The following is a 19,726-nucleotide window of genomic DNA, read 5'->3' as shown; positions in this document are numbered from 1 at the left end:
CGGCGAAGCGTCGCCGCCAGGTCGTGACCGTCACGCGGGTGACGCCGAGCCGCTTTGCGATCGCCAGGTTGCTGATGCCTTGGGCCGCCAACAACACGATCTCGGCCCGCAGGCCCGCATGGCATCAGCGCGGGACACCTTGCGTCGCCGCAGCCGCGACGCAAGCTCGGCCGCCTCAGCGTCCGACACATCGATTGCAACCGCCCTTGGTGTCGCCACGTCCCCGCCTCCTGCGCCATGAGGAACCCAGTGAATCACAGTCACATCCAAGTGACTAGTTATTGCTCGGCCAGGACACTAGCTTCGGAGCCGCAAGCGTTTTCGTTCGCTGGAACGCGCGACGATAATCGTCGTCACGTCGAAGATATTCCCAGGCCATGCCGGCAGCAGCAATGTCTTGTGCGTGTTCGTAAGCGGCCGGCGACTGCCAATCTGACATCGGCATCGCGTTACCTTTCCTCTTGCGCCTGCTTCTGGCAGCAGGAACATCAGGATGCGCAATGGGAAGATTTTGTGCAGACTGTGTTTGGAGATATGTCGATCTGGTAAAGCGATCGCACGACGTTATGGCGTTCGTCCGCGCGTGCCAGAATATTCCGCGAGCCGGGCACTCGCCCGGCGAGCGGCGCTTATTTTCCATCTTCCCGCTGCCGATCCGCGAAGTCGGATCGGCGCAAATTTGTGCGGACAGACAGGACAAGGAAGAGGGCACCGCAGAACCGAATTGTCGGCCCTGCGGCGTTCACTCCCTATGCCGCTATTTTCTTCGCCGCGTACCCGGCCAGTCGCCGGGCCGCCGTTGCCGCATGTTCGGCGTCCAGTTCCATCCCCAGCCAGTCGCGGCCAAGATGCTGCGCCGCCACCAGCGACGAACCCGAACCGGCAAACGGGTCCAGCACCAGGCCACCCACCGGGCAGAACGTATCCACCAGGGGCAGCAGCGCCGCCACGGGCTTCTGCGTCGGGTGCAGCTTGTTGCCCGAATACGGCATGTCGATCACATCCGGCACCGGCTGTCTGGGCCGCCTCACGCTCCCTTTTGCCTAAAGGTAGGCGCTTTCGTGTTCGTAGCGAAGAAAACCCGAAGACAAGGCGTAGGATTTGCGGAATACGATATGCCCGACCATGCGGAACCCGGCCGCTTTCCAGGCGTCGGCAAACAGGTCAATCTTGTTCCACCCGTAAAAACTTACGGCAAGACCGCCCCATTTCAGGACACGGTGCATCTGGTTGACCGCCGGACGGAGCCCGCGCGCATTGTCGTCGTTGCGAACCTTGCGCCCGTCCCTGCCCTGATAGTTCACCAGGTAAGGCGGATCGGTCAGAATGAAATCCACCGAATTGCGCGGCATTACCCGCATCAGTTCCACGCTGTCGCCGTTGAGAATGGTATTCCGGAAATCGGTTGCCGTGTTGGTGTTGCCAGTCATGGTCTTTGCCCTTTGTTCCGCGAGGAACAGCCCCCGCTGTTCCTCTGCCTCGCGGCGAGCAGCGGGGTAGCAACGGCAAGGGCGACCGATGGGGAGGGGTATCACCCGGTCTGCACGGAGCGCAGCGCAGGAAGATCGGGGACACCCGATCGGGCGGCGTCAGCCTGCTGACGCGCACCCTTGCCGGCGCGGGGGCGGAGCCCTTAGCCTGTTTTTACCTTTAATGCCGCCCCGGCGGCCTCGGAAATGGCAGCCATGATTTGCGCCCTGGCCATTTTTTTTCGGGGATTTCGAGCAGCGGAATACCAGCCTTCTGCAAGGCCAGACGCTTCACCGCCATGCGGTCATCCGCATCGCCGGACAGATCGTGGCCTGTGCCATGATATTCGATCACCAGAACTGGCAGTCCATAGCGATCGATCAGCAGGAAATCGACACGCTTGCCGCTATAGGAGCTGAAAGCCTGCTTCTGGCGCGGATCTTCCGGGTCGTAAGTCGTTCTGATGAACCCACCCATCGAAACCTCGAAGGCGAAACGCCAGTCGGGCTGATATGTCCTGATCCACTCGTCGAGCGCGTACAGCACCTGCACAGCCTCTTTATTAACGGGACGAACGGCCCGCAGACTGCACTGACTGATGAAGTGTAACTGGTTTTGCGTGTTGGACAGATCATTATCCTGAAAATATTGCCGCCGACGGTCTGCGTCCTTCTTCTGGTCGGCGGCCTGTGTTTCCAGCGTGGAAATCCGGCGGCGCAGCGACGAAAGTTCTGCATCGCGTCCAGCGATCTGAAGATCCAGAGCCTGAAGTCGCGCATTCCTCTCGGCAACCTGTCGCCCTGCCTGTGCCAGATCGGCCGTCGCACGACGCCCCCGGATGTAGAATCCGATGGCATATCCAATCGCCAGAAGAATGATCACCTTTTCCACGACCGATAAGCCTCCCTTTTCTGCGCGATCACCGCCGATTACCGCATGGACCGGCGCATGGTCTTCTCAAATCCCCTTGTCCTGTCATTCATCGTTCCTGTCGCCCGATGACCGGGAAGGTGAACAGGATGGCAGGCAGACCCGACAGAATCAGGATCGAGGTGTTCGGCCCCACCGAGGCGGTGGAAACAGCCGAAGACGCATTCCGTCCATCCAACGAAGCCATCCGGTCCCTCGCCCGCCTGATCGGCCGTCAGATGGCCCGCGAGCAGTTCGAGCGTGCCCGCGCGCTGGAGCGGAAACAGGCTCGACAGAACCGATCCGGTCCTCTGCGGTAGCCTCCCCTTCCCGGCTGCGTTTCCCCCGGTGAGAGCCCCCTCGCCGGGCAGTCGTGTATTTTTCTTGTGACCATTATGGTCTCGCGATATAAGGTCAGTCAATGAGGATCATTGCCCGTCGCACGCTGAGAGAGTTCGTCGACAGTCTGGCGGGCCAGAAGGACCAGCCGGCCGTGAAGGCGGCGCTGGACGCCTGGTTCGCCGAAGTCGGCAAGGCCGCCTGGACGAGCACCGCCGATGTGAAGCGGCTTTATGCCACGGCCAGCATCGTCAGCGCGGAACGGATCGTCTTCAACATCAAGGGCAATGCCTATCGCCTGATCGTGGCGGTCGATTTCGAGAAGAGCATCGTCTGGATCAAATGGATCGGCACGCACAAGGCGTATGACAGGATCGACGTGACGGAGGTGGAACATGACGGCTGATCTGAAACCCATCCGCAACGAGGCGGATTATGACGCGGCACTCGAAGAAGTCGGCCGGCTGTGGGGTGCCAAAAGCGGCACGCCGGACGGCGACCGGCTCGACGTACTGGCGACGCTGATCGACGCCTACGAAGCCAAGCACCATCCGATCGACCCGCCCGATCCGGTCGAGGCGATCCGCTTCCGCATGGAGCAGCAGGGCCTCACCCGCAAGGATCTGGAGCCGATGATCGGCCCGCGCAACCGGGTGGCGGACGTGCTGAACCGCAAGCGCGGCCTGTCGATCGACATGATCCGCCAGTTGCATGACGGCCTCGGCATCTCGGCCGAGGTGCTGATCCGGCCCAGCCGGATGGACAAGGTCGCCTGATAAGGAACATCCCATGACGCGCGCCGCCCTGTATGCCCGCTATTCCTCCGACAACCAGCGCGACGCCTCGATCGAGGACCAGTTCCGCATCTGCCGCGAACACGCCAAGCGCGAGAAATGGAAGGTCATTGGAGCCTACAAGGACGCGGGCATTTCCGGCGCCAGCATGATTCTGCGCCCCGGTATCCAGACCCTGTTACAGGATGCGCAGGCCGGACGCTTCGACATCGTGCTCGCCGAGGCGCTGGATCGCATCTCGCGCGACCAGGCCGACGTGGCCATACTGTTCAAGCACCTGAAATTCGCGGGCTTGCCGATCGTCACCCTGGCCGAGGGCGAGATAAGCGAACTGCATGTCGGCCTCAAGGGCACGATGAACGCCCTGTTCCTCAAAGACCTGGCAGCCAAGACGCATCGCGCGCCTGCGTGGCCGGGTCGAGGATGGCAAGTCCGGCGGCGGGCTGTGCTATGGCTATCGCGTCGTCCGGCAATTCGACGCAAAGGGCGAACAGATCCGGGGCGATCGCGAGATCGACGCGCAGCAGGCGGAGATCATCCGCCGCATCTTCCGCGACTTCGCCGCCGGCATCGGCCCGCGTGCTATCGCCAAAACCCTGAACGACCAGGGCATCGCTGGTCCCGAAGGCAAGCTGTGGAGCGACACCACCATCCGGGGCCATGTGAAGCGCCGCGCCGGCATCATCAACAACGAATTGTATATCGGTCGTCTGGTCTGGAACCGGCAGCGCTATGTGAAAGACCCGTCCACCGGCAAGCGCGTCTCACGCCTGAACCCGAAATCAGAATGGGTGGTGACAGACGTGCCCGAATTGCGGATCGTCGACGACGCATTGTGGCAGGCGACAAAGGCTCGTCAGAGCGTCATCGCCGAGAAATATGTCAACGTCACCGAGGCTGTTCGCGCCCACCATAAGCGCAACCGGCTTAATGGCACGCGTCGACCGAAATCGCTCCTGTCGGGTCTGCTGTTCTGCGGCCAGTGCGGTGGTCCCTACACGCTGCGAGGTTCCGACCGTTTCGCCTGCTCATCCCAAGTCACCAATGGTTCCTGCACCAACAGTCGCACAATCCCCCGTCCTGATCTGGAGCGCCGCGTGCTCTCCGGCCTCAAGGACCGGATGATGGCGCCGGAGATCGCGGCCGAGGCGATGCGCGCCTATGCCGAGGAAACCAACCGCCTCAATCGCGAGCGTCGGTCCAACACCGATGTCTGGCAGGTGGAACAGGTAAAGGTCGAGAAGCAGATCCGGGGCATCATCGAGGCCATCAAGGAGGGCATGTTCCATCCCAGCATGAAGGCGGAGATGGATACGCTCGAAGCCCGCAAGGCCGAGTTGGCATCCCTGCTCTCCGACGTCCCTGACGACGTGCTGGACATGCTGCCCAGTGCCTCGGCAATCTATGCCCGCAAGGTCGGCCGTCTGACCGACGCCCTCAACCGCCCCGAAGAACGGCTGGAAGCCGCCGAGGCGCTGCGGGCGCTGATCGAGAAGGTCGTGCTGACGCCCGGCCCGAACCGGGGCGAGATCGACGCGATTCTGTATGGGGAACTGGGAACGATCCTGACCTGGATCGAGCGGCAAGCCATTGGAAAAGCTAAAAAAAGAAACACTCCCGGAGTGGTACTCACGGGAGTGTCGGTATCGTTGGTTGCGGGGGCTCACAAGCACCGATTCCCACATTCACTTCAGACGGCAATATAATTATTTAATATCAATAAATTAGTCTTTCGAATCACGCCTAAGACGTGGCTTAAGTCTTCCAGAACGGCGCCCCGTGGATGAAACGGCCGTTCATGGGGCTACGCGCCGTCTGTATCCGGTCCGCACATCCCGATCGAAATATCATTGCACGTATGCAGCGCGCGCCAGGCATTGAGGTGATCGAGGGCACGTGTTGGAAGATCGAAGAGGGGTTCGAGACCGCCAAGAACGAATTCAGACTCGACCATAATGAAACCCATTCCTGACATGGCTCGCACTGCCACGTCTCGCTGGTCATGCTGGCTTATGCCATGATGGCTGGGGTACGGTCCAGGGCCGATGCCATAGAGCAAAAAAGAGCCAACTTCACAAATTCGGCGACACATCCGCTAGTCGATCCAGGCAATCCGTCTCCTCGTCGTGAAGATTACCCAAAACCGCGTCTCAATAGAGTATATTCTCCGATGGTCGTTCTTCGACGCGCTCATCGAGCCACAACCTACCCGCTCGCGCATCAGATCAACAGCGCAACTGTATTACCAACAATTCAACAGCCGCTTCTTCACGGTGAAAACGATGTCTATGACTGTACAGCCTACGTCAAGGCGCCCTGAACCCTTATCACTACCACTTGCAGTGTCTGTCACGCGAAGCTGATGCCCATCTGGTGATTGGATTCTGTGGTGAACTATTTGTTTCGATATCAAATCTTCAGTGTGCAAAGGATAGTAGTAAACAAAATGTTCGAGCGGACCATTCTGACATTTTTTTTGGCCACAGTGGTGCTGGCCCCTCGCCCGACAGCCGCAGCGCTGGCCGCCGAGGGGGGAACTTCAGTAACGACGTCTACACTGCAGCAAGCGGTCCTGCCACCAGGTAGAGCGATCGAGTCATCCATTCGGCTTGGCAGTGGCACCATCCAGTATAAGAGTGCCGTGCAGATGGTCCCGGTTCGGGACGAGAATGGTTCAATGATCGCACAGGTGGTGACAACCGTATACTTAGCTGCGAACAGAAAGCCATCCCAAAGACCCGTGACCTTCGTCTTCAACGGCGGACCGGGCGCCGCTTCCGTTTTTCTTAATTTTGGCGCACTTGGACCCCTGCGCATTCAATTCGGGGCCACAGGCGACACGCCATCGGATCGCATTGTCTTACGGGATAATCCAGGCACCTGGCTCGATTTCACGGATCTCGTGTTTGTGGACCCGGTCGGAACAGGCTATTCGCACTCCTTCCTGGGGCAAGAGGAAACTCAGAAAAAATTCTGGGGTAACGCCCAGGATGTTGAGTATCTCGCCCGAGTGATCGCCGACTGGCTAATCAGCAACAACCGACTGTCTTCCCCCAAATATCTGGCCGGCGAGAGCCATAGCGGATACCGCTTGCCGCGGATCACTCGACTGCTACAGACTAGGATCGGCATCGGCGTGAAGGGGTTGATCCTTATCTCGCCCATTCTGGACAGCGCGCAGGATTTCACAGGCGATCTCGCGCCAATGCCGTGGGTCGTGCATCTCCCTTCGATGGCTGCTGCGCATTTGGAGACTCTGGGCCAACTGGATGCCACGCATATGAGGCCCATCATAGACTATGCACTAGGCGACTATCTCGTGGGTCTCGTGAAGGGGCGAACTGATCCCGCAGCCATGGCCACGATGGCCGACAAAGTGTCTAGGCTGACCGGGCTAAATCGCACCTTTGTCGAGGAATCGGGAGCACGCATAGACCCACAGGTCTATGTTCGTGAGTTGCATCGACGAGCAGGACGCCTGGGCTCTGGGATGGACAGCAATCTTACCTTCGTCGACCCTTTTCCATATGCGTCGACCGGCGGAAACGATGACCCTTTGATCGAGGCTGTCGTGCCGCCTGCAACCAGCGCGATCGTCGATTTTTATCAGCGAAAACTCGGTTGGGAAGTCGATGCCGACTACCAGGCCTTGAGCCGTGACGCCAACAATGCCTGGGACGAGGGGCAGGAAACACAATTTGAGAGCTACACCGATCTGCGAAAGGCGGTTTCCCTCGATCCTGGCCTTAGGGTACTGATAGCCCATGGATGGGACGATCTGTCCTGTCCCTTTCTCGCTTCAGAGATGCTCATTGACCATCTTCCTGCGGGCGAGGATCCAGGGCAGGTGCGCGTCGTCGAATATCCAGGCGGTCACATGTTCTATAGTCGGCAGCAGAGCCTCATGGCTCTGCACCATGACGCAGCGGCTCTCTATGCTGCGCATTAGAGCATCTTCACCGAACACAGGTTCGGTGAAGATGCTCTAGAGCCATATCCGTTCACACTGGTTCACGGATATGGCTCTAGATCATTGTTTTATCAGGCATCTTTATCCGACCGAATGAGTCCATTCGATCGGATGATGCTCTAGCTTGCACCGGCACGAGCGCCCGGAACACCTTCTGAAGGCGAACCATACTATGCGTTTTTTTTCCATTATTGCGCTTGCCGGAGCATATCTATGCGCAAGCAGCGGTGGCGCATCCGCCGCGACCCCGGCCAAGCTGCCGGACACCGCGGTCAATCGGCAGCTTCTTCCCCCTTATGCCCAAGCACATCAATCGATCCGCTTCCGCGGGGAAACTCTCCGTTACACAGTGACGGTAGGCGCTCTCCCCGTTCGGGACGCAACTGGCCAACTCATCGCGCAGGTCGCCTACACCGCCTATTTGCGTGATTCAACCGACCCGGATGGACGACCGGTTACCTTTGCCTTGAACGGGGGACCCGGTGCCTCGTCGGCTTTTTTGAATTTCGGCGCGCTTGGCCCAAGGAGACTCCAATTTGGCGCGACGGGCGACAGGCCGTCCGATTCGATCGCGCTTCACGACAATCCCGGCACTTGGCTCGACATGTCGGATCTCGTATTCATTGACCCGGTTGGCACCGGCTATTCTCGATCTTTTCTGAATGATGCCGAAAGCCTCAAGGCATTTTACGGAACTGACGTAGATATTCGGTATTTATCACGGGCAGTTTACGACTGGCTGTCGCGGAGTAAGCGGATGGCGTCTCCCAAATACCTCGTTGGCGAGAGTTATGGCGGCTTCCGGGTGCCGCGCATGATTCGGCTTCTCCAGACCGAATTTGGCGTCGGGATCAACGGTGCCGTTTTGGTCTCCCCATTTCTCGACAGTGGCGCAGAATTCGATCCGACCTTTTCGCCGATGCCATGGGTGATCACGTTGCCCAGCATGGCGGCGGCCCGGCTCGAACGGGAGGGAGCGCTCGACAAAGCGCACATGCAACCGATCATCGACTATGCCCGGGGAGACTACCTGCGCGATCTGGTGAAGGGCCGGTCGGATCCAGAGGCGACCGAGCGGCGCATCGGTCATGTTACCGCCTTGACTGGGCTCGATCCAGCCTTCGTTCGCCGGGCCGGCGGGCGGATCGAAGTGGAGGCATTTCTCCGGGAGGCGACACGTGAACAGGGCAAGATCGCAAGTAGCGCGGACAGCAATTTTCTTATATTCGACCCTGCCCCCGATGCGCCGGATCTTCGCGCGGGCGACCCTCTTGTGGAAAGCGTATTGGCTCAGACAACGAGCGCAATGGTTGACTTTCTCTCCCGCGAGGTTGGCTGGCACGTTGGTGCCCCCTATTACACAATCAATTTCGATATCGAGGACCGTTTCCAATGGCGCGGCGAGCATGGCGAGCAGGTCGATAGCCAGGATCTCAGACGCGTCACAGCACTCAATCCGAAGTTGCACATTCTGATCGCCCACGGTTGGAACGATCTGTCGACACCATTCATGGCGTCTGCTCTTCTGGTAGATCAACTGCCTGCCGCAAGCGCGCGGGACCAGGTGCAGGTGAAAGAATATGTCGGCGGCCACATGTTCTACAACCGGATGCCGAGCCTTCTAGCATTTCACGACGATGCCGAGGTTCTCTACCGATTCAATTGAATTCAACAGCTCGATATGGTGCAGATTGAGTGGCCGGGCGGACCTTGATCGTCAAGATTCGAGACAGACCGCGTTAGGCGCGGAAAATAACTTCTTTTCCAGTATCCTGGCCTTTTTCCACACATGCACAGCGGTTAGTCTGCATTCGATGATGGTGAGACGGAGGCTCTAAGCGCACCATGGAATGGCTTAAGACTGACCTAAATCTGCTCAAAGTCTTCCACGCGGTTTTGACCGAGGGTAGCGTTAGTGGCGCCGCGCGCAAACTTCATCTGACACCGTCCGCAATCAGCCATCAACTTGGGCGCCTGCGCGCGAACACTGGCGACCCACTGTTTATCCGCGTTGGTCAGGGTATGGTGCCGACAGCTCGGGCGCTTGAGCTGTCGGGGCCATTGTCCACAATCGTCTCTGCGCTCTCGGAACCTGAGATGCGAGGCAACCAGGGAAATCTTAGCAGCATCAGGCGAAGCATCAGGATCGCCATGCCGCCGACGCTGGAGGCGGTGCTTCTTCCCCTTCTCTATTCCAGGCTCGGCGAGGTCGCGCCTGGGATCGATCTGGTGATCCTGCCTTTCGAGCGGCGGTCTTACAGCCGCGACCTCTTGCAGGGGATCATCGATTTCGTATTGTCCGTTGGTGGCGATTACGGGACAGAGTCCGGGATCACCCACGATCTTCTCTATTCCGACACGCTCACAAGCGTGGTCGGGCCTTCCTCACCGCTGCACGGACTACCCCTGCTCGATATCGAGTTGTGGCTCGACCAACCCCACATCTACAGTGTTCCCTGGCCACTGCAGGATAATTATCTGGACCAATGGCTGGCGCGCAACAAACGGCCTCGACGGATCGCGGTATCGCTCTCCCATTATGGCGCCATACCCCACCTTTTACAGTGTACCCGGCTCGTGGCGACATTGCCTGGAAGGCTTGCCTCGGTTTTGACTGCCACATGGCCAGAACTGCGCATGTTGCCGTTGCCAGCAGAGGTCGCATCAGGGCAAGTCTTTCTTGAGTTTGCCCAGAATTTCGCCGATCAACCGGCTCTTGCCGCGACGAGAGAGTTTATCGTAGACGTGGTTGGCAACGAATTGCGCACCCAGCCTCATATGCGCTCGGCCGCAACCACCTAAATTCCGCAGGTTCCGACAGTTGGGGGATCTGCTCCCTAATCCTCTTGTCTTTCAAGCGATGTGTAGTCATCCAACCGAGTCGTGACTCAAGAATCGCCAAGCGACGGACCTTCATAGATCCACAGCTCGAACGCTCCCGTTCCTCTGCGAGGGGACAAGCACGCGATTGCGCAGAGGCAGACCGTCACGGAAACGCATGATGTTTTCCTTGCAAAGCTCAATAAGACGATCGAGCGACCTGCCTCCCAAAGCAGCGATATGCGGCGTCAGGATAACGTTGTCCTGTAGCCAGAGTGGGCTGCTCGGGCAGAGTGGCTCATCTATCGCGACATCGAGGCCAGCACCGCCGATGGCGTTATTCCGAAGCGCATCGATTAAGGCCGACTGATCGATCAGACCGCCGCGTCCCACATTGATGAGGAGAGACGACGGCTTCATGATATGAAACCAGCTGGCATTCGCCATGCCGCGGGTTTCATCGTTCAGTGGCAAAGCTAGTACTAGAATATCGAGCTCCGGAAGGACAGAGCAGATTTGGTCCAATATGCAGACATGATCCACATGTTCAAGCGGTCGTGGACTCCGCACGACCCCAATCACCTCGGCACCAAAGGGCCGTAGGCGCGCCGCGATCCCCCGACCAATATCGCCAGCGCCGACGATTCCAACCTTCATGCCTTCAAGGCTACGAAGGTGCGGAATCACATGGCTGGCATCCCACCGCGCCCGCAGTCTTTCCCGTTCCATCAAAGGCACAGCACGGAGCAGACCAAGAATCAGCGCCATGGCATGTTCGGCGACCGTCGGCCCCCAGGCAGAACCTCCGTTGGTGAGCAGGACATGATCCGATAGCCCATGCTCGAGTACCGTCTCATAACCGGCCGAGGCAAATTGCAGCCAACGCACAGGCGAGGCGCCGGAAGCCAACCGTTCCGCGAGGCGGGCAGAATATCTCGCGCTGTTCAGCATCAGGGCTTCGCAGTCCAATGCGCGTTCCTCAAGCTCATCCTGCGTGTCGGCGACGACAAGCTCAATCCCGGCGATATCACTGCAGGCATCAATCAGTTCGGCGCCCTGTAATCCGCCCTTGCTTATTCCGATGCGCATCGTCATTCCCTTTACCGGAGATTACAGAGTCAAATCTGTCGAGCCAGCGATTACTGGTACCTCGATGTTCCAGGCCATGTCGATGGCCCGGCCAGCCGCTATCGGAGGAAGAGTCTCAGGATCCATTTCCCCGGTGATGGCGCGGGCGGTCAGCTCGCCCATCAGTGGTCCCAGCTTGAAACCGTGGCCCGAACAGGCACTGATGACCCAACCGCGAGGTCCCGTTGGGCGGACCTGAAACTCTTCGCGATCATGCACTGTGTAGAAGCAGGCTTTTCGCTCAAGGAGCGTATAGCTTTCGAAGTCGCGCAGTGCCGTACGCGCCGGCCCCCAGAGTCGTTCGAGGTCAAGATCCGTTGCGAAGCGATCATCATCCGGATTACCGCGTCGCGAGAAACTGTGATCGCCGATCTTGAGCCTGGTCCCGCAGCGAGGCGGAAGGGCGTAGAGCCCCCCCCCTGCCGCCGCATCAATCATCACGGGAGCCTTGCTCCAGGCTTCAGCGAGAGCAGGCGGAGGCGCTAAATAGAGGACTGCCTGCCGGGAAGGAAGAACGGCCGGGCGCAGATCAGACACCAGTCGATCTGCCCAAGCTCCGCCTGCCACGACGACGACGTCACCTTCATGAATTGTCGAGCCAATTCTAACGGTTCCCTTCACCGGATCGACCTCGTCGACACGGCAATGACTATGGAGACCAATCCCAAGGCCGCCAAGCAGAACCACTAAGTCGGTGAGGATCGGGATGGGAAATAGTATACCCGCCCCCCCGGTCTCGACAACGCGAACCAAGCCGTCCTCCCGTATCATCGGAAAGCGGGTCGACACCTCGTCCAACGCCACTTCGTGGTGGTCGATCGAGAGCTCATCGAGCGACCGCGCCACAACATCATACCAATCATCATCCTGCCGCAGGAACACGACAGTACCGCAGGGCTCGTAGTGTGATCGGCCCGTTGCTGCCCACAACCGCTCCCAAATCCGATAAGCTTCCGGCATGAGGCGCGTGTAGCCAGCCATTCTTCCATAAGCATGCCGGATGACCCGATGTTCATCGAACGAAGAACTGCGTGGGTTAGGCAGAGCGCCCTGTTCGAACAACTCAACGGCCATTCCCCTTTGCGCGCACGCCCAGGCGGCCGAAAGGCCGGCGATTCCGCCGCCTACGATTAATACCTTCTTAACCACCGATAATCCTTTTCCCGAGTGCGACTAGACGTCGACATTGTGGCAGGCGACCGCCGTCTCGTCCGGCAGGGTCCGGAGCGGAGGGACGTCAGTCAGGCACCGCGGTCCGACGAGCGGACAGCGCGAATGAAATGGGCACCCTCGGACCACCTCTGTGGGATCGGGCGACTCGCCCCTGACCGCCAAACGGGTCCTGACGCGTTCAACGCTCGGGTCCGGAACCGGGACGGCGGCCAGGAGGATTTGGCTGTAGGGATGGCGAGGCGCACGTAACAGCGTGGCAGCCGGCGCGATTTCGACCAACCGGCCGAAATACATGACCGCGATCCGCTGGCTGAGATGAGCGAGAACCGTCAGGTCATGAGAGATGATGAGGCTCGACAACCCAAGATCACGGCGTAGGTCACTGAAGAGATTGATGATCTGCGCTCGGGTTGAGCCATCAAGCGCCGATACCGGCTCGTCTGCGACGATGAAGTCTGCCTCGGTGCCAAGTGCTCGAGCGATGAGTACCCGCTGCTTCTGCCCCCCGCTCAGCTGATGCGGGAAGCGATCGGCATGGCAGCGCGGAAGACCGCACAAATCCATGATCCTTCCCACCCGCTGCGCGATGCGCGCGCGCGAGCCGTAGGCCTGGACATGAAGATGCTCTGTCAGGGTCTCAGCAACCGTCATACGCGGATTAAGAGCAGAGGTTGGGTTCTGGAAGACGAATTGTATTCGATGCCGAAGCCAACGTATCTCCTCTTGGTTTGCGCGGAGCATGTCCACCCCGTCGAACAGAAGCGTCCCCAGGTCCGGCTGGTACGCGCCCGCCAGACAACGTCCTAATGTGGACTTGCCCGATCCGCTCTCTCCAACAAGACCCACGGATTCTCCCTTGGCAATGTCGAGGTCAACCCTGTTGACAGCGCGCAGAATTGGGGCCTTGCGGGCGCGCCCGAGTTTGAAGTGTTTCTCGATACCCTGGGCGCTAAGCAGCGTCGTCATCGCGCATCGGCCCCGGCGGTATCGGTCGTCACCCAGCACGCGACTTCGTGACGGTCGCCAATACGCCGGGATGGTGGACGGGCCGAATGGCATCGATCGACGGCGACGTCGCAGCGTGGTGCAAACTGACATCCGACGAGAGCATGAGCGCCCGCGACATTTCCGGGAATGACGGGCAACGGTTCCCCCACTCCAATGTCGACCCGCGGTGCCGTATCCAGCAGCGCGCGGGTGTAAGGATGGGCAGGTAGTGCATAGATCGTCTCGGTTGGCCCGATCTCGACGATGGCTCCCGCATACATGACCGCGACACGATCCGCAGCACCGGCAATAACACCCAGATCGTGCGAGATCAGGATGACCGCCATACCAGACTCCGCGCTGACATCCAGCAGAAGATCCATGATCTGCGCCTGCACGGTTACGTCGAGGGCCGTCGTAGGTTCATCCGCCAACAGCATACGCGGCCTACAGGCGATTGCCATCGCGATCATCACGCGCTGGCACATGCCGCCGGAGAGCTCATGCGGGTAAGCCGCAAGACGCCGTTCAGGCGCAGCGATCCCGACGCGCTGGAACAGGCTCAGCGCCAGCGTTCGCGCGGCAGATCGAGAGAGCCGGCGGTGCGCCCGGATCATCTCCACGACTTGGGCGCCGACCGGTATGAGAGGGTGCAGGGCGGTCGTCGCGTCCTGGAAGATCATTGCAATCTCACCTCCACGGACAGACCGGATGGCCCTCGCATCCAGCGTGAGCAACGAGCGTCCGTCGAGCGCGAGGTGGTCGGCCGACACATGAACCCCGCCTCCCTCCAGCAACCGCATCAGAGCGAGTGCGACGCTGCTCTTACCGCATCCGCTCTCCCCCATGATCGCCAGGCGCTCTCCATCGGCGAGATCGAAGCTGACCCCATCGACGGCGCGAAAGGGGCCATCCTCACCATGAAAATCGACACAGAGGTTCCGAACCGACAGCAGCATTAGATCAGAAACCCCTGGATCGTGGCGAGCGGGCGTATCGGCCACAGGGATAGTCCGGCGTCGACCCATCGGAGTTCGACCCCTACATGTCACTATGCCTCGTGCGTTCCCGTCGCTTGGGTGGGCGCTCATCGGCTTTTCAATCGCACGTCGAGCATGTCGCGCAGTCCGTCGCCAATAAAGTTGAGACTAGTGACCGCAAGCGCGATGGCTGCCCCAGGAAAGACGGCCAGCCACGGATCGATCGCGAATTCACTTTGGGCATAGGTCAGCATATTGCCCCAGCTCGCCTGTGGTGGCTGGATCCCGTATCCTAGAAAACTGACATAACTTTCAAGAAGTATGGCGTTGGCGGTGTTGAGTGCTGCGGCCACAAGCATCGGAGTCATGCTGTTGGGCAGGATCTGCCGCATGATGATCCGAACGTTAGATGCCCCAGCCAGACGGGCGGCCTCAAGGAAATCGCGCTGTTTGAGCGAGCGGATCTGACCATGTGAGATCCGAGCGATCTCCATCCAGGACGTCAGCCCGATCAGTGCAGCCAGTGAGACACGAGAGGGTGGGACGAATACTGCGACGAAAAGCAGAAGAAAAATATTAGGAAAACACAAAAGCATATCGGTCAGTCTCATTAGGATCGCATCAATCCATCCACCACAATAGCCGGCGAACGCCCCCACGAGAAAACCCACGATCAGCGTCATAAGCATGGCCGACACACCGATGAGGAGTGACACGCGACTGGCGCTCAACAGCCTGCTCAGCACATCGCGCCCGAGGTCGTCTGTACCCAGGATGTGGTCCGCCGACAGAGGAAGGATGTAACGCTGCGCTACGTCGATCCGATCGGGATCGAAGGGAGAAATCCAGGGCGCGAACAATGCAGCAACTGTCATGGCTAGTAAGACCAGCAATCCCACAACGGCAAACCGGTGACGACTGAAGCGTCGCAAACCAGCTTGGACAGGCCGACGGGGCCTATGGGCAAAACCCATGCTCATGCTGATCTGCCCAGGCGAATGCGCGGATCTGCAAGCGCGGAAGCAATGTCTGCCAGAAGATTGCCCATGACCGCCAGCAGCGCACTCAGCATCAGCAGAGCCATCAGCACGGGATAGTCTCGATAGGAGAGCGCATTGACGAACAGAAGTCCCATGCCGGGCCATGCGAACACGGTCTCAGTCACTAGCGCGCCTCCTACCAGCATAGGTAGTTGCAGCCCGGCGAGCGCAATCAGAGGCAGCATCCCGCTGCGCAGCCCATGGCGGATTAGGATCCTCAACGGCGATAGGCCCTTTGCAAGCGCTGTCCGCATATAGTCCTGGCCGAGCACGTCCAGGATTGCGGCCCGGCTGTAACGGCTCCACTGGGCGGCAATTACCGTGGCCAGCACGCCGACGGGCAGGACCAGATGCGTGACATGACCGGCAATGTCCTCACCAGCTCCCAAGGTCGAACGGCCACCGACCGGAAGCCAACCTAGGCGTTCACCAAAGACGAAGATGGCCAGAAGACCGTACCAAAAGGTCGGCAGCGAGAGCGCCAGCATCGCCCAGAGTGTGACGAGATGATCGAACAGCGAATCTTTCCGGACGGCAGCGACCACCCCTATGCCGGTGCCGGCGAGCATGGCCAGTGCCATGCTGAGCCCCATTAGTTCGAAAGTCGCCGGCAATCGCTCGAACACCAGCTCGCGCACCGGCCTGCCGCCGAAGAAACTATACCCCCAGTTCCCGCGGAGCATGTCGGAGGCCCAGAACAGGTATTGCATGGCAACCGAACGATCGAGCCCAAACGCATGCTTCATCTGAACAAGATCCGCTGTGCTGACGCCGGGGCTGTTCGTATAGAAGGCCAGTGGACCGCCAGGCGCCAGATGCATCAGCGTGAAGCCGATGACTGACACACCGATCAGAAGCACCGCCGCCTGCACAAGTCGGGAGAGAATGAGACTGCCCATAAGGTCTAGCTCATCCTCCACTGTGCATTGTTCCAGCTATTGCAAGGTGTATAGGGATTGGGGACGAAGTTTTTCAGCTGCTTCGAGACGCCGAGAGCAGAGCGATAGGAAAATATCGGTATGAACGGAAGTTCCTCCAAGAGGATCTCCTGGATCCGCCAATAGATGCGGCGACGTTCTTCCTGATCAAGGGTTGCGAGCCCTTCGCGGCACAACTGATCCACCTCCGGATGGCTGAATTGTGAATAGTTCGCCCCACGCCCCGTTTTAGCCGGAATCAGATGACTGGCGACCCGTTCGCTATAATCTGGATCGGGATAAAACATCGGGTCCCAGCCGACGAGAACCATGTCAAATTCGGAGTTCGTGGTGTAGTCGCCGTAAACCACAGCACCAGGCATATTGTGAATCGCCATCTCCATGCCGATGTCCCGAAGATTCTGCTGAAGGAGAAGCTGGGCCTCCTCCCGGGATTTCTCGCCTGCTGCGGTCGAGCAGGTAAAGGTCAAACGTACGTCGCCCTTGGCACGTACGCCGTCGGATTGGATCAACCAGCCCGCCGCGTCGAGAAGCTGACGCGCTTTGTCTAGGTCGAAGGGCGGCGCCTTAAGCATGTGGTTGTAAGCCCAGTGACTGGTCGGGAGATAGCTCAGCGTTGCTTCCGGCAGCCCATAATAGAGCTGATCCACCCAGGCCGTCCGGTCGACTGCATAATGGATCGCATGGCGCACCTGTTTATCTGCAAATTGCGGGCGGCCTAGATTGAAATAAAGGAACTCGACATAGGGTGCCGGCGCCAGCACTACGTTAAACCTGCCGTCCGTGCGAGATCTCTCATACAGGTCCGCGGGAATGCCTTTTCCGTCCAATACAGTAACCGCACCCGTCTGCAGCTGCGCGAACAGGGTTTGCTGGTCAGGAATATATTTTTGGATGAGCCTGCCGATCGCAGGTTTGCCGCCATGATAGTCTAGGTTGGGCAGGAACGCGATATAATCGCCCGCAATGTGCTCCTGGAACCGAAAGGGACCGGTACCGATCGGCCGACTATTGAAGGGTGCGCGTGTCAGATCCGGCTCCATCGCCAACAGATGTTCGGGGATGATACTCGTCCGTTCCAAGGCGACCATATAGGCTGCGAATGGGCGGCTAAGCCTGATCCGCACCGTATGCTCGTCGAGCGCCGAAAGTGCCTCGACATTTGTTTGGCCGTTACGGCTGCGTACAGGGATGGCTGGGTTCATCAGGACTCGCAGCGTAAAAAGAACGTCGCGCGCGGTGAAGGGTTTGCCATCGTGCCAGCGGACGTCGCGACGCAGCTGAATCGTCCAGTCGAGGCCGTCGGAGCTAATACCGCCATTGCCCACAGTTGGGATCCTCTCCGCTAGATTCGGGACATACTGGCCTGAAGGATCAATCTTCCAGAGCGTGTCGAAGACCGAATACTCAACCGCGGTTTCCGGTCCTGCCTCCATATAGAGGAGCGGGTTGAAATTGACGGCCTCATGCAGGAAGGCATCGACACACTGGTCGGACAACGCCAGTTGGCCAGGAGCCAGGTGCCGATCACGGAACCGGTAAGAGAAGCCGCCGACCGCGAATGCCGCGATCGCCGCGCCACCGGCCGTGAGATGTAGAAGTGTCCGTCTTCCGTACCCCTGCCCAGACGCCTCACTTGCTGCCTCTGCTACGCCCCTTCTCTCTTTCCTCATTGTGAGCCCCCCACCGATGCAACGCTACGCACGCCAGGCAGCGATCGAATGTGCCGGCCGCTCCAGTGCCACTCATTGAACGAACATCTTTCAAGAGAGGGTAAGGTTTTAAGCATTGCCATGTCATCAGAAGAGGTGGCTGTACCGTTCGATCTCCCATGAGCTTACCGTTAGGTGATAGGCTTCCCACTCATCAAGCTTGTACTTGATGAACTCGTCGCGCAACTCCCTGCCCAACGCGGTTTCGACTAGGGGATCGGACGCGAAGGCGGCCACGGCCTCCTGAAGCGTCTGGGGCAGGAACTGGATGCCCCGGCTTTGACGAAGCTCCTCGGACATCTGGTAGAGGTTGTCCTCATTGGGCGATCCAGGATCGATTTTTTCGCGGATACCTTCCAGGCCAGCATGCAGCACCAGTGCCGCCGCCAGATAGGGATTGACGGCGCCATCGGCATTTCGGGATTCGCAGCGGCCGCCGCCGGCTGGAACGCGCACCGAATTTGTACGGTTGTTCGAACCATAGGAGTTGAAGACGGGAGCCCAGGAGAAGGTCGTCATATCGCCCTGGCGCACCAGCCTCTTGTAGCTGTTCACGGTTGGCGCGAACGCTGCGCACAGAGCTCGGCCATGACGCAGGATCCCACCGATGAAATAATAGCCGATCTCGGTCAGGCCAAGGCCTCTGGGATCATCTTTTGGATCGCAAGCGAAGAGGTTGGCGCCCGTTTCAAGATCCGACAGCGACATGTTGAAATGCGCGCCGGTGCCCGTCTTGCCGGCGAAAGGCTTCGGCATCATCGTCGCCACGAGACCCTGCTCCTTGGCGAAATGCTTCGCCATCATTCGAAAGAAGATAAGTCGATCACAGGTGGTGATGGCATCGCTATACTGGAAATCAAATTCGAACTGGCTGTTACCATCCTCATGGTCAAACGAATAGAGATTCCAGCCCAACTTGTTAATGGTACTGGCCATCTTGTCGACCCATTCGAAGCCACCGAGAAAGCTGGCGACGTCGTAGCATGGCTTCACGAGCTTATTGTCTGAATCGGGCACGTGTAACGACCCGTCGCTTCCCTTTCGAAGAAGATAGATTTCACATTCGATGCCAAGGTTGAACCCGAAACCGAAATCGGCTGCATTCTTTATCGCATTCTTCAGGGCGACACGCGTACTGAGTGGGTAAGGCTTCCCGCTGAACCCATTATCAGCTGGAATCCATGCGATCTTGGGCTCCCAGGGCAGTTGGACGATGCGATCAAGATCGGGAACAGAGGTAATTTCGTCGTCATGCGGCTGCTGGCCAAGCCCGTCGAGAGCGTAGCCTGTGTATCGCTCGGATCCGGCGGCCATCTGCGCAAGATGGTCGATGGGAACAATCTTCCCTTTCGGGCAGCCGTGAATGTCGACATAGGCACCGATGCAATATTCGACGCCCATCTGGCGGAGTTGCGCCTGCAGGCTGGAGACATCGACGGAAGCAGTGGTCATCGCAGCGGCAACCT

Annotated in this window: 19 protein-coding genes and 3 pseudogenes; 9 read left to right on the top strand and 13 right to left on the bottom strand. The window is 59.2% G+C overall.

The genetic code is table 11. The features are described from left to right. The 4 genes and pseudogenes from HLH36_RS20295 to HLH36_RS15500 form a co-directional block, all read right to left on the bottom strand. The coding region (locus tag HLH36_RS20295; protein WP_408871907.1) for a helix-turn-helix domain-containing protein at positions 1–97 on the bottom strand (97 nt) is incomplete at its 3' end. 177 nt (positions 98–274) lie between these two features. Continuing rightward, entirely contained in the window at positions 275–439 is a 165-nt protein-coding gene (locus HLH36_RS20290) for a transcriptional regulator domain-containing protein (protein WP_408871906.1), read from the bottom strand. Positions 440–749: 310 nt separating this feature from the next. Then, positions 750–1,430 (bottom strand): annotated as a pseudogene (locus HLH36_RS20195) (DNA methyltransferase). 220 nt (positions 1,431–1,650) lie between these two features. Then, entirely contained in the window at positions 1,651–2,361 is a 711-nt protein-coding gene (locus HLH36_RS15500) for a DUF2726 domain-containing protein (RefSeq protein WP_338030470.1), read from the bottom strand. 128 nt (positions 2,362–2,489) lie between these two features. Here HLH36_RS15500 and HLH36_RS15495 point away from each other — a divergent pair, with 128 nt between their 5' ends. The 4 genes and pseudogenes from HLH36_RS15495 to HLH36_RS20330 all read left to right on the top strand — a co-directional run. Continuing rightward, positions 2,490–2,699 (top strand): hypothetical protein, encoded by a 210-nt coding sequence (locus HLH36_RS15495; RefSeq protein ID WP_246376923.1) that lies wholly within the window; start codon positions 2,490–2,492, stop codon positions 2,697–2,699. A gap of 101 nt (positions 2,700–2,800) precedes the next feature. Further along, positions 2,801–3,124: a type II toxin-antitoxin system HigB family toxin gene (locus HLH36_RS15490; RefSeq protein WP_182987235.1), complete on the top strand. Its 324-nt coding sequence runs from the start codon at positions 2,801–2,803 to the stop codon at positions 3,122–3,124. Further along, entirely contained in the window at positions 3,114–3,494 is a 381-nt protein-coding gene (locus HLH36_RS15485) for a helix-turn-helix domain-containing protein (protein ID WP_025825656.1), read from the top strand. The genes HLH36_RS15490 and HLH36_RS15485 overlap by 11 nt, the downstream gene beginning before the upstream one ends. Before the next feature lie 13 nt (positions 3,495–3,507). Next, positions 3,508–3,825, top strand: a pseudogene (locus tag HLH36_RS20330) (recombinase family protein); the annotation flags it as partial. A gap of 58 nt (positions 3,826–3,883) precedes the next feature. Here the strand turns inward: HLH36_RS20330 and HLH36_RS20325 are convergent. Next, a complete protein-coding gene (locus HLH36_RS20325) occupies positions 3,884–4,174 on the bottom strand; it encodes a hypothetical protein (protein ID WP_456305457.1) in 291 nt (96 codons plus the stop codon). On the opposite strand from HLH36_RS20325, the gene HLH36_RS15480 reads away from it, so the two are divergent. The 5 genes and pseudogenes from HLH36_RS15480 (at position 4,058) to HLH36_RS15465 (ending at position 10,284) form a co-directional block, all read left to right on the top strand. Further along, positions 4,058–5,218, top strand: a complete 1,161-nt coding sequence (locus HLH36_RS15480; RefSeq protein ID WP_456305456.1) for a recombinase family protein — start codon at positions 4,058–4,060, stop codon at positions 5,216–5,218. The genes HLH36_RS20325 and HLH36_RS15480 overlap by 117 nt on opposite strands. Positions 5,219–5,397: 179 nt before the next feature. Then, a pseudogene (locus HLH36_RS19875) lies at positions 5,398–5,642 on the top strand (IS701 family transposase); the annotation flags it as partial. 316 nt (positions 5,643–5,958) lie between these two features. Beyond that, on the top strand, positions 5,959–7,461 hold the full coding sequence (locus HLH36_RS15475) for a S10 family peptidase (RefSeq protein WP_182987234.1): 1,503 nt from the start codon (positions 5,959–5,961) through the stop codon (positions 7,459–7,461). Positions 7,462–7,654: 193 nt separating this feature from the next. Then, the gene (locus tag HLH36_RS15470) at positions 7,655–9,148 is read left to right on the top strand and encodes a S10 family peptidase (protein WP_182987233.1); all 1,494 of its coding nucleotides are present in this window, start codon (positions 7,655–7,657) and stop codon (positions 9,146–9,148) included. Between the two features lie 179 nt (positions 9,149–9,327). Then, on the top strand, positions 9,328–10,284 hold the full coding sequence (locus HLH36_RS15465; protein ID WP_182987232.1) for a LysR family transcriptional regulator: 957 nt from the start codon (positions 9,328–9,330) through the stop codon (positions 10,282–10,284). A 111-nt stretch (positions 10,285–10,395) separates the two neighbouring features. Here HLH36_RS15465 and HLH36_RS15460 read toward each other — a convergent pair whose 3' ends face one another. The 8 genes from HLH36_RS15460 to glnT form a co-directional block, all read right to left on the bottom strand. Beyond that, complete coding sequence (locus tag HLH36_RS15460; RefSeq protein ID WP_182987231.1) at positions 10,396–11,397, bottom strand: D-2-hydroxyacid dehydrogenase; 1,002 nt, start codon at positions 11,395–11,397, stop codon at positions 10,396–10,398. Positions 11,398–11,412: 15 nt separating this feature from the next. Continuing rightward, complete coding sequence (locus HLH36_RS15455) at positions 11,413–12,579, bottom strand: FAD-dependent oxidoreductase (protein WP_182987230.1); 1,167 nt, start codon at positions 12,577–12,579, stop codon at positions 11,413–11,415. Between the two features lie 24 nt (positions 12,580–12,603). After that, positions 12,604–13,569, bottom strand: a complete 966-nt coding sequence (locus HLH36_RS15450; RefSeq protein ID WP_182987229.1) for an oligopeptide/dipeptide ABC transporter ATP-binding protein — start codon at positions 13,567–13,569, stop codon at positions 12,604–12,606. Continuing rightward, positions 13,566–14,549 carry an ABC transporter ATP-binding protein gene (locus HLH36_RS15445; protein ID WP_182987228.1) on the bottom strand — a complete coding sequence of 328 codons (984 nt, stop codon included), beginning with the start codon at positions 14,547–14,549 and terminating at the stop codon, positions 13,566–13,568. Before HLH36_RS15445 ends, HLH36_RS15450 begins: the two co-directional genes overlap by 4 nt. A gap of 128 nt (positions 14,550–14,677) precedes the next feature. Further along, on the bottom strand, positions 14,678–15,544 hold the full coding sequence (locus tag HLH36_RS15440; RefSeq protein WP_275943811.1) for an ABC transporter permease: 867 nt from the start codon (positions 15,542–15,544) through the stop codon (positions 14,678–14,680). A 2-nt stretch (positions 15,545–15,546) separates the two neighbouring features. After that, a complete protein-coding gene (locus tag HLH36_RS15435; protein WP_182987226.1) occupies positions 15,547–16,509 on the bottom strand; it encodes an ABC transporter permease in 963 nt (320 codons plus the stop codon). A 5-nt stretch (positions 16,510–16,514) separates the two neighbouring features. After that, positions 16,515–18,047, bottom strand: a complete 1,533-nt coding sequence (locus HLH36_RS15430) for a peptide ABC transporter substrate-binding protein (RefSeq protein WP_182987225.1) — start codon at positions 18,045–18,047, stop codon at positions 16,515–16,517. A 300-nt stretch (positions 18,048–18,347) separates the two neighbouring features. Continuing rightward, complete coding sequence (gene glnT, locus HLH36_RS15425; RefSeq protein ID WP_182987224.1) at positions 18,348–19,712, bottom strand: type III glutamate--ammonia ligase; 1,365 nt, start codon at positions 19,710–19,712, stop codon at positions 18,348–18,350. Positions 19,713–19,726: the final 14 nt, after the last annotated feature.

The organism is Gluconacetobacter aggeris, from assembly GCF_014174395.1.
Taxonomy (GTDB): Bacteria; Pseudomonadota; Alphaproteobacteria; order Acetobacterales; family Acetobacteraceae; genus Gluconacetobacter; species Gluconacetobacter aggeris.
The sequence above is the reverse complement of the archived record's forward strand: the minus strand, read 5'-3'. Positions and strand labels throughout refer to the sequence as shown.

Bases quoted from the DNA above. Each gene is read 5' to 3' on its own strand.
- HLH36_RS15460 (WP_182987231.1), bottom strand. From the start codon at position 11,397: ATGACGATGCGCATCGGAATAAGCAAGGGCGGATTACAGGGCGCCGAA.
- HLH36_RS15450 (WP_182987229.1), bottom strand. From the start codon at position 13,569: ATGACGACGCTGCTTAGCGCCCAGGGTATCGAGAAACACTTCAAACTC.
- HLH36_RS15445 (WP_182987228.1), bottom strand. From the start codon at position 14,549: ATGCTGCTGTCGGTTCGGAACCTCTGTGTCGATTTTCATGGTGAGGAT.
- HLH36_RS15490 (WP_182987235.1), top strand. From the start codon at position 2,801: ATGAGGATCATTGCCCGTCGCACGCTGAGAGAGTTCGTCGACAGTCTG.
- HLH36_RS15495 (WP_246376923.1), top strand. From the start codon at position 2,490: ATGGCAGGCAGACCCGACAGAATCAGGATCGAGGTGTTCGGCCCCACC.
- HLH36_RS15440 (WP_275943811.1), bottom strand. From the start codon at position 15,544: ATGGGTTTTGCCCATAGGCCCCGTCGGCCTGTCCAAGCTGGTTTGCGA.
- HLH36_RS15470 (WP_182987233.1), top strand. From the start codon at position 7,655: ATGCGTTTTTTTTCCATTATTGCGCTTGCCGGAGCATATCTATGCGCA.
- HLH36_RS15475 (WP_182987234.1), top strand. From the start codon at position 5,959: ATGTTCGAGCGGACCATTCTGACATTTTTTTTGGCCACAGTGGTGCTG.
- HLH36_RS20325 (WP_456305457.1), bottom strand. From the start codon at position 4,174: ATGGCCCCGGATGGTGGTGTCGCTCCACAGCTTGCCTTCGGGACCAGC.
- HLH36_RS15435 (WP_182987226.1), bottom strand. From the start codon at position 16,509: ATGGGCAGTCTCATTCTCTCCCGACTTGTGCAGGCGGCGGTGCTTCTG.
- HLH36_RS20290 (WP_408871906.1), bottom strand. From the start codon at position 439: ATGTCAGATTGGCAGTCGCCGGCCGCTTACGAACACGCACAAGACATT.
- HLH36_RS15485 (WP_025825656.1), top strand. From the start codon at position 3,114: ATGACGGCTGATCTGAAACCCATCCGCAACGAGGCGGATTATGACGCG.
- HLH36_RS15465 (WP_182987232.1), top strand. From the start codon at position 9,328: ATGGAATGGCTTAAGACTGACCTAAATCTGCTCAAAGTCTTCCACGCG.
- glnT (WP_182987224.1), bottom strand. From the start codon at position 19,712: ATGACCACTGCTTCCGTCGATGTCTCCAGCCTGCAGGCGCAACTCCGC.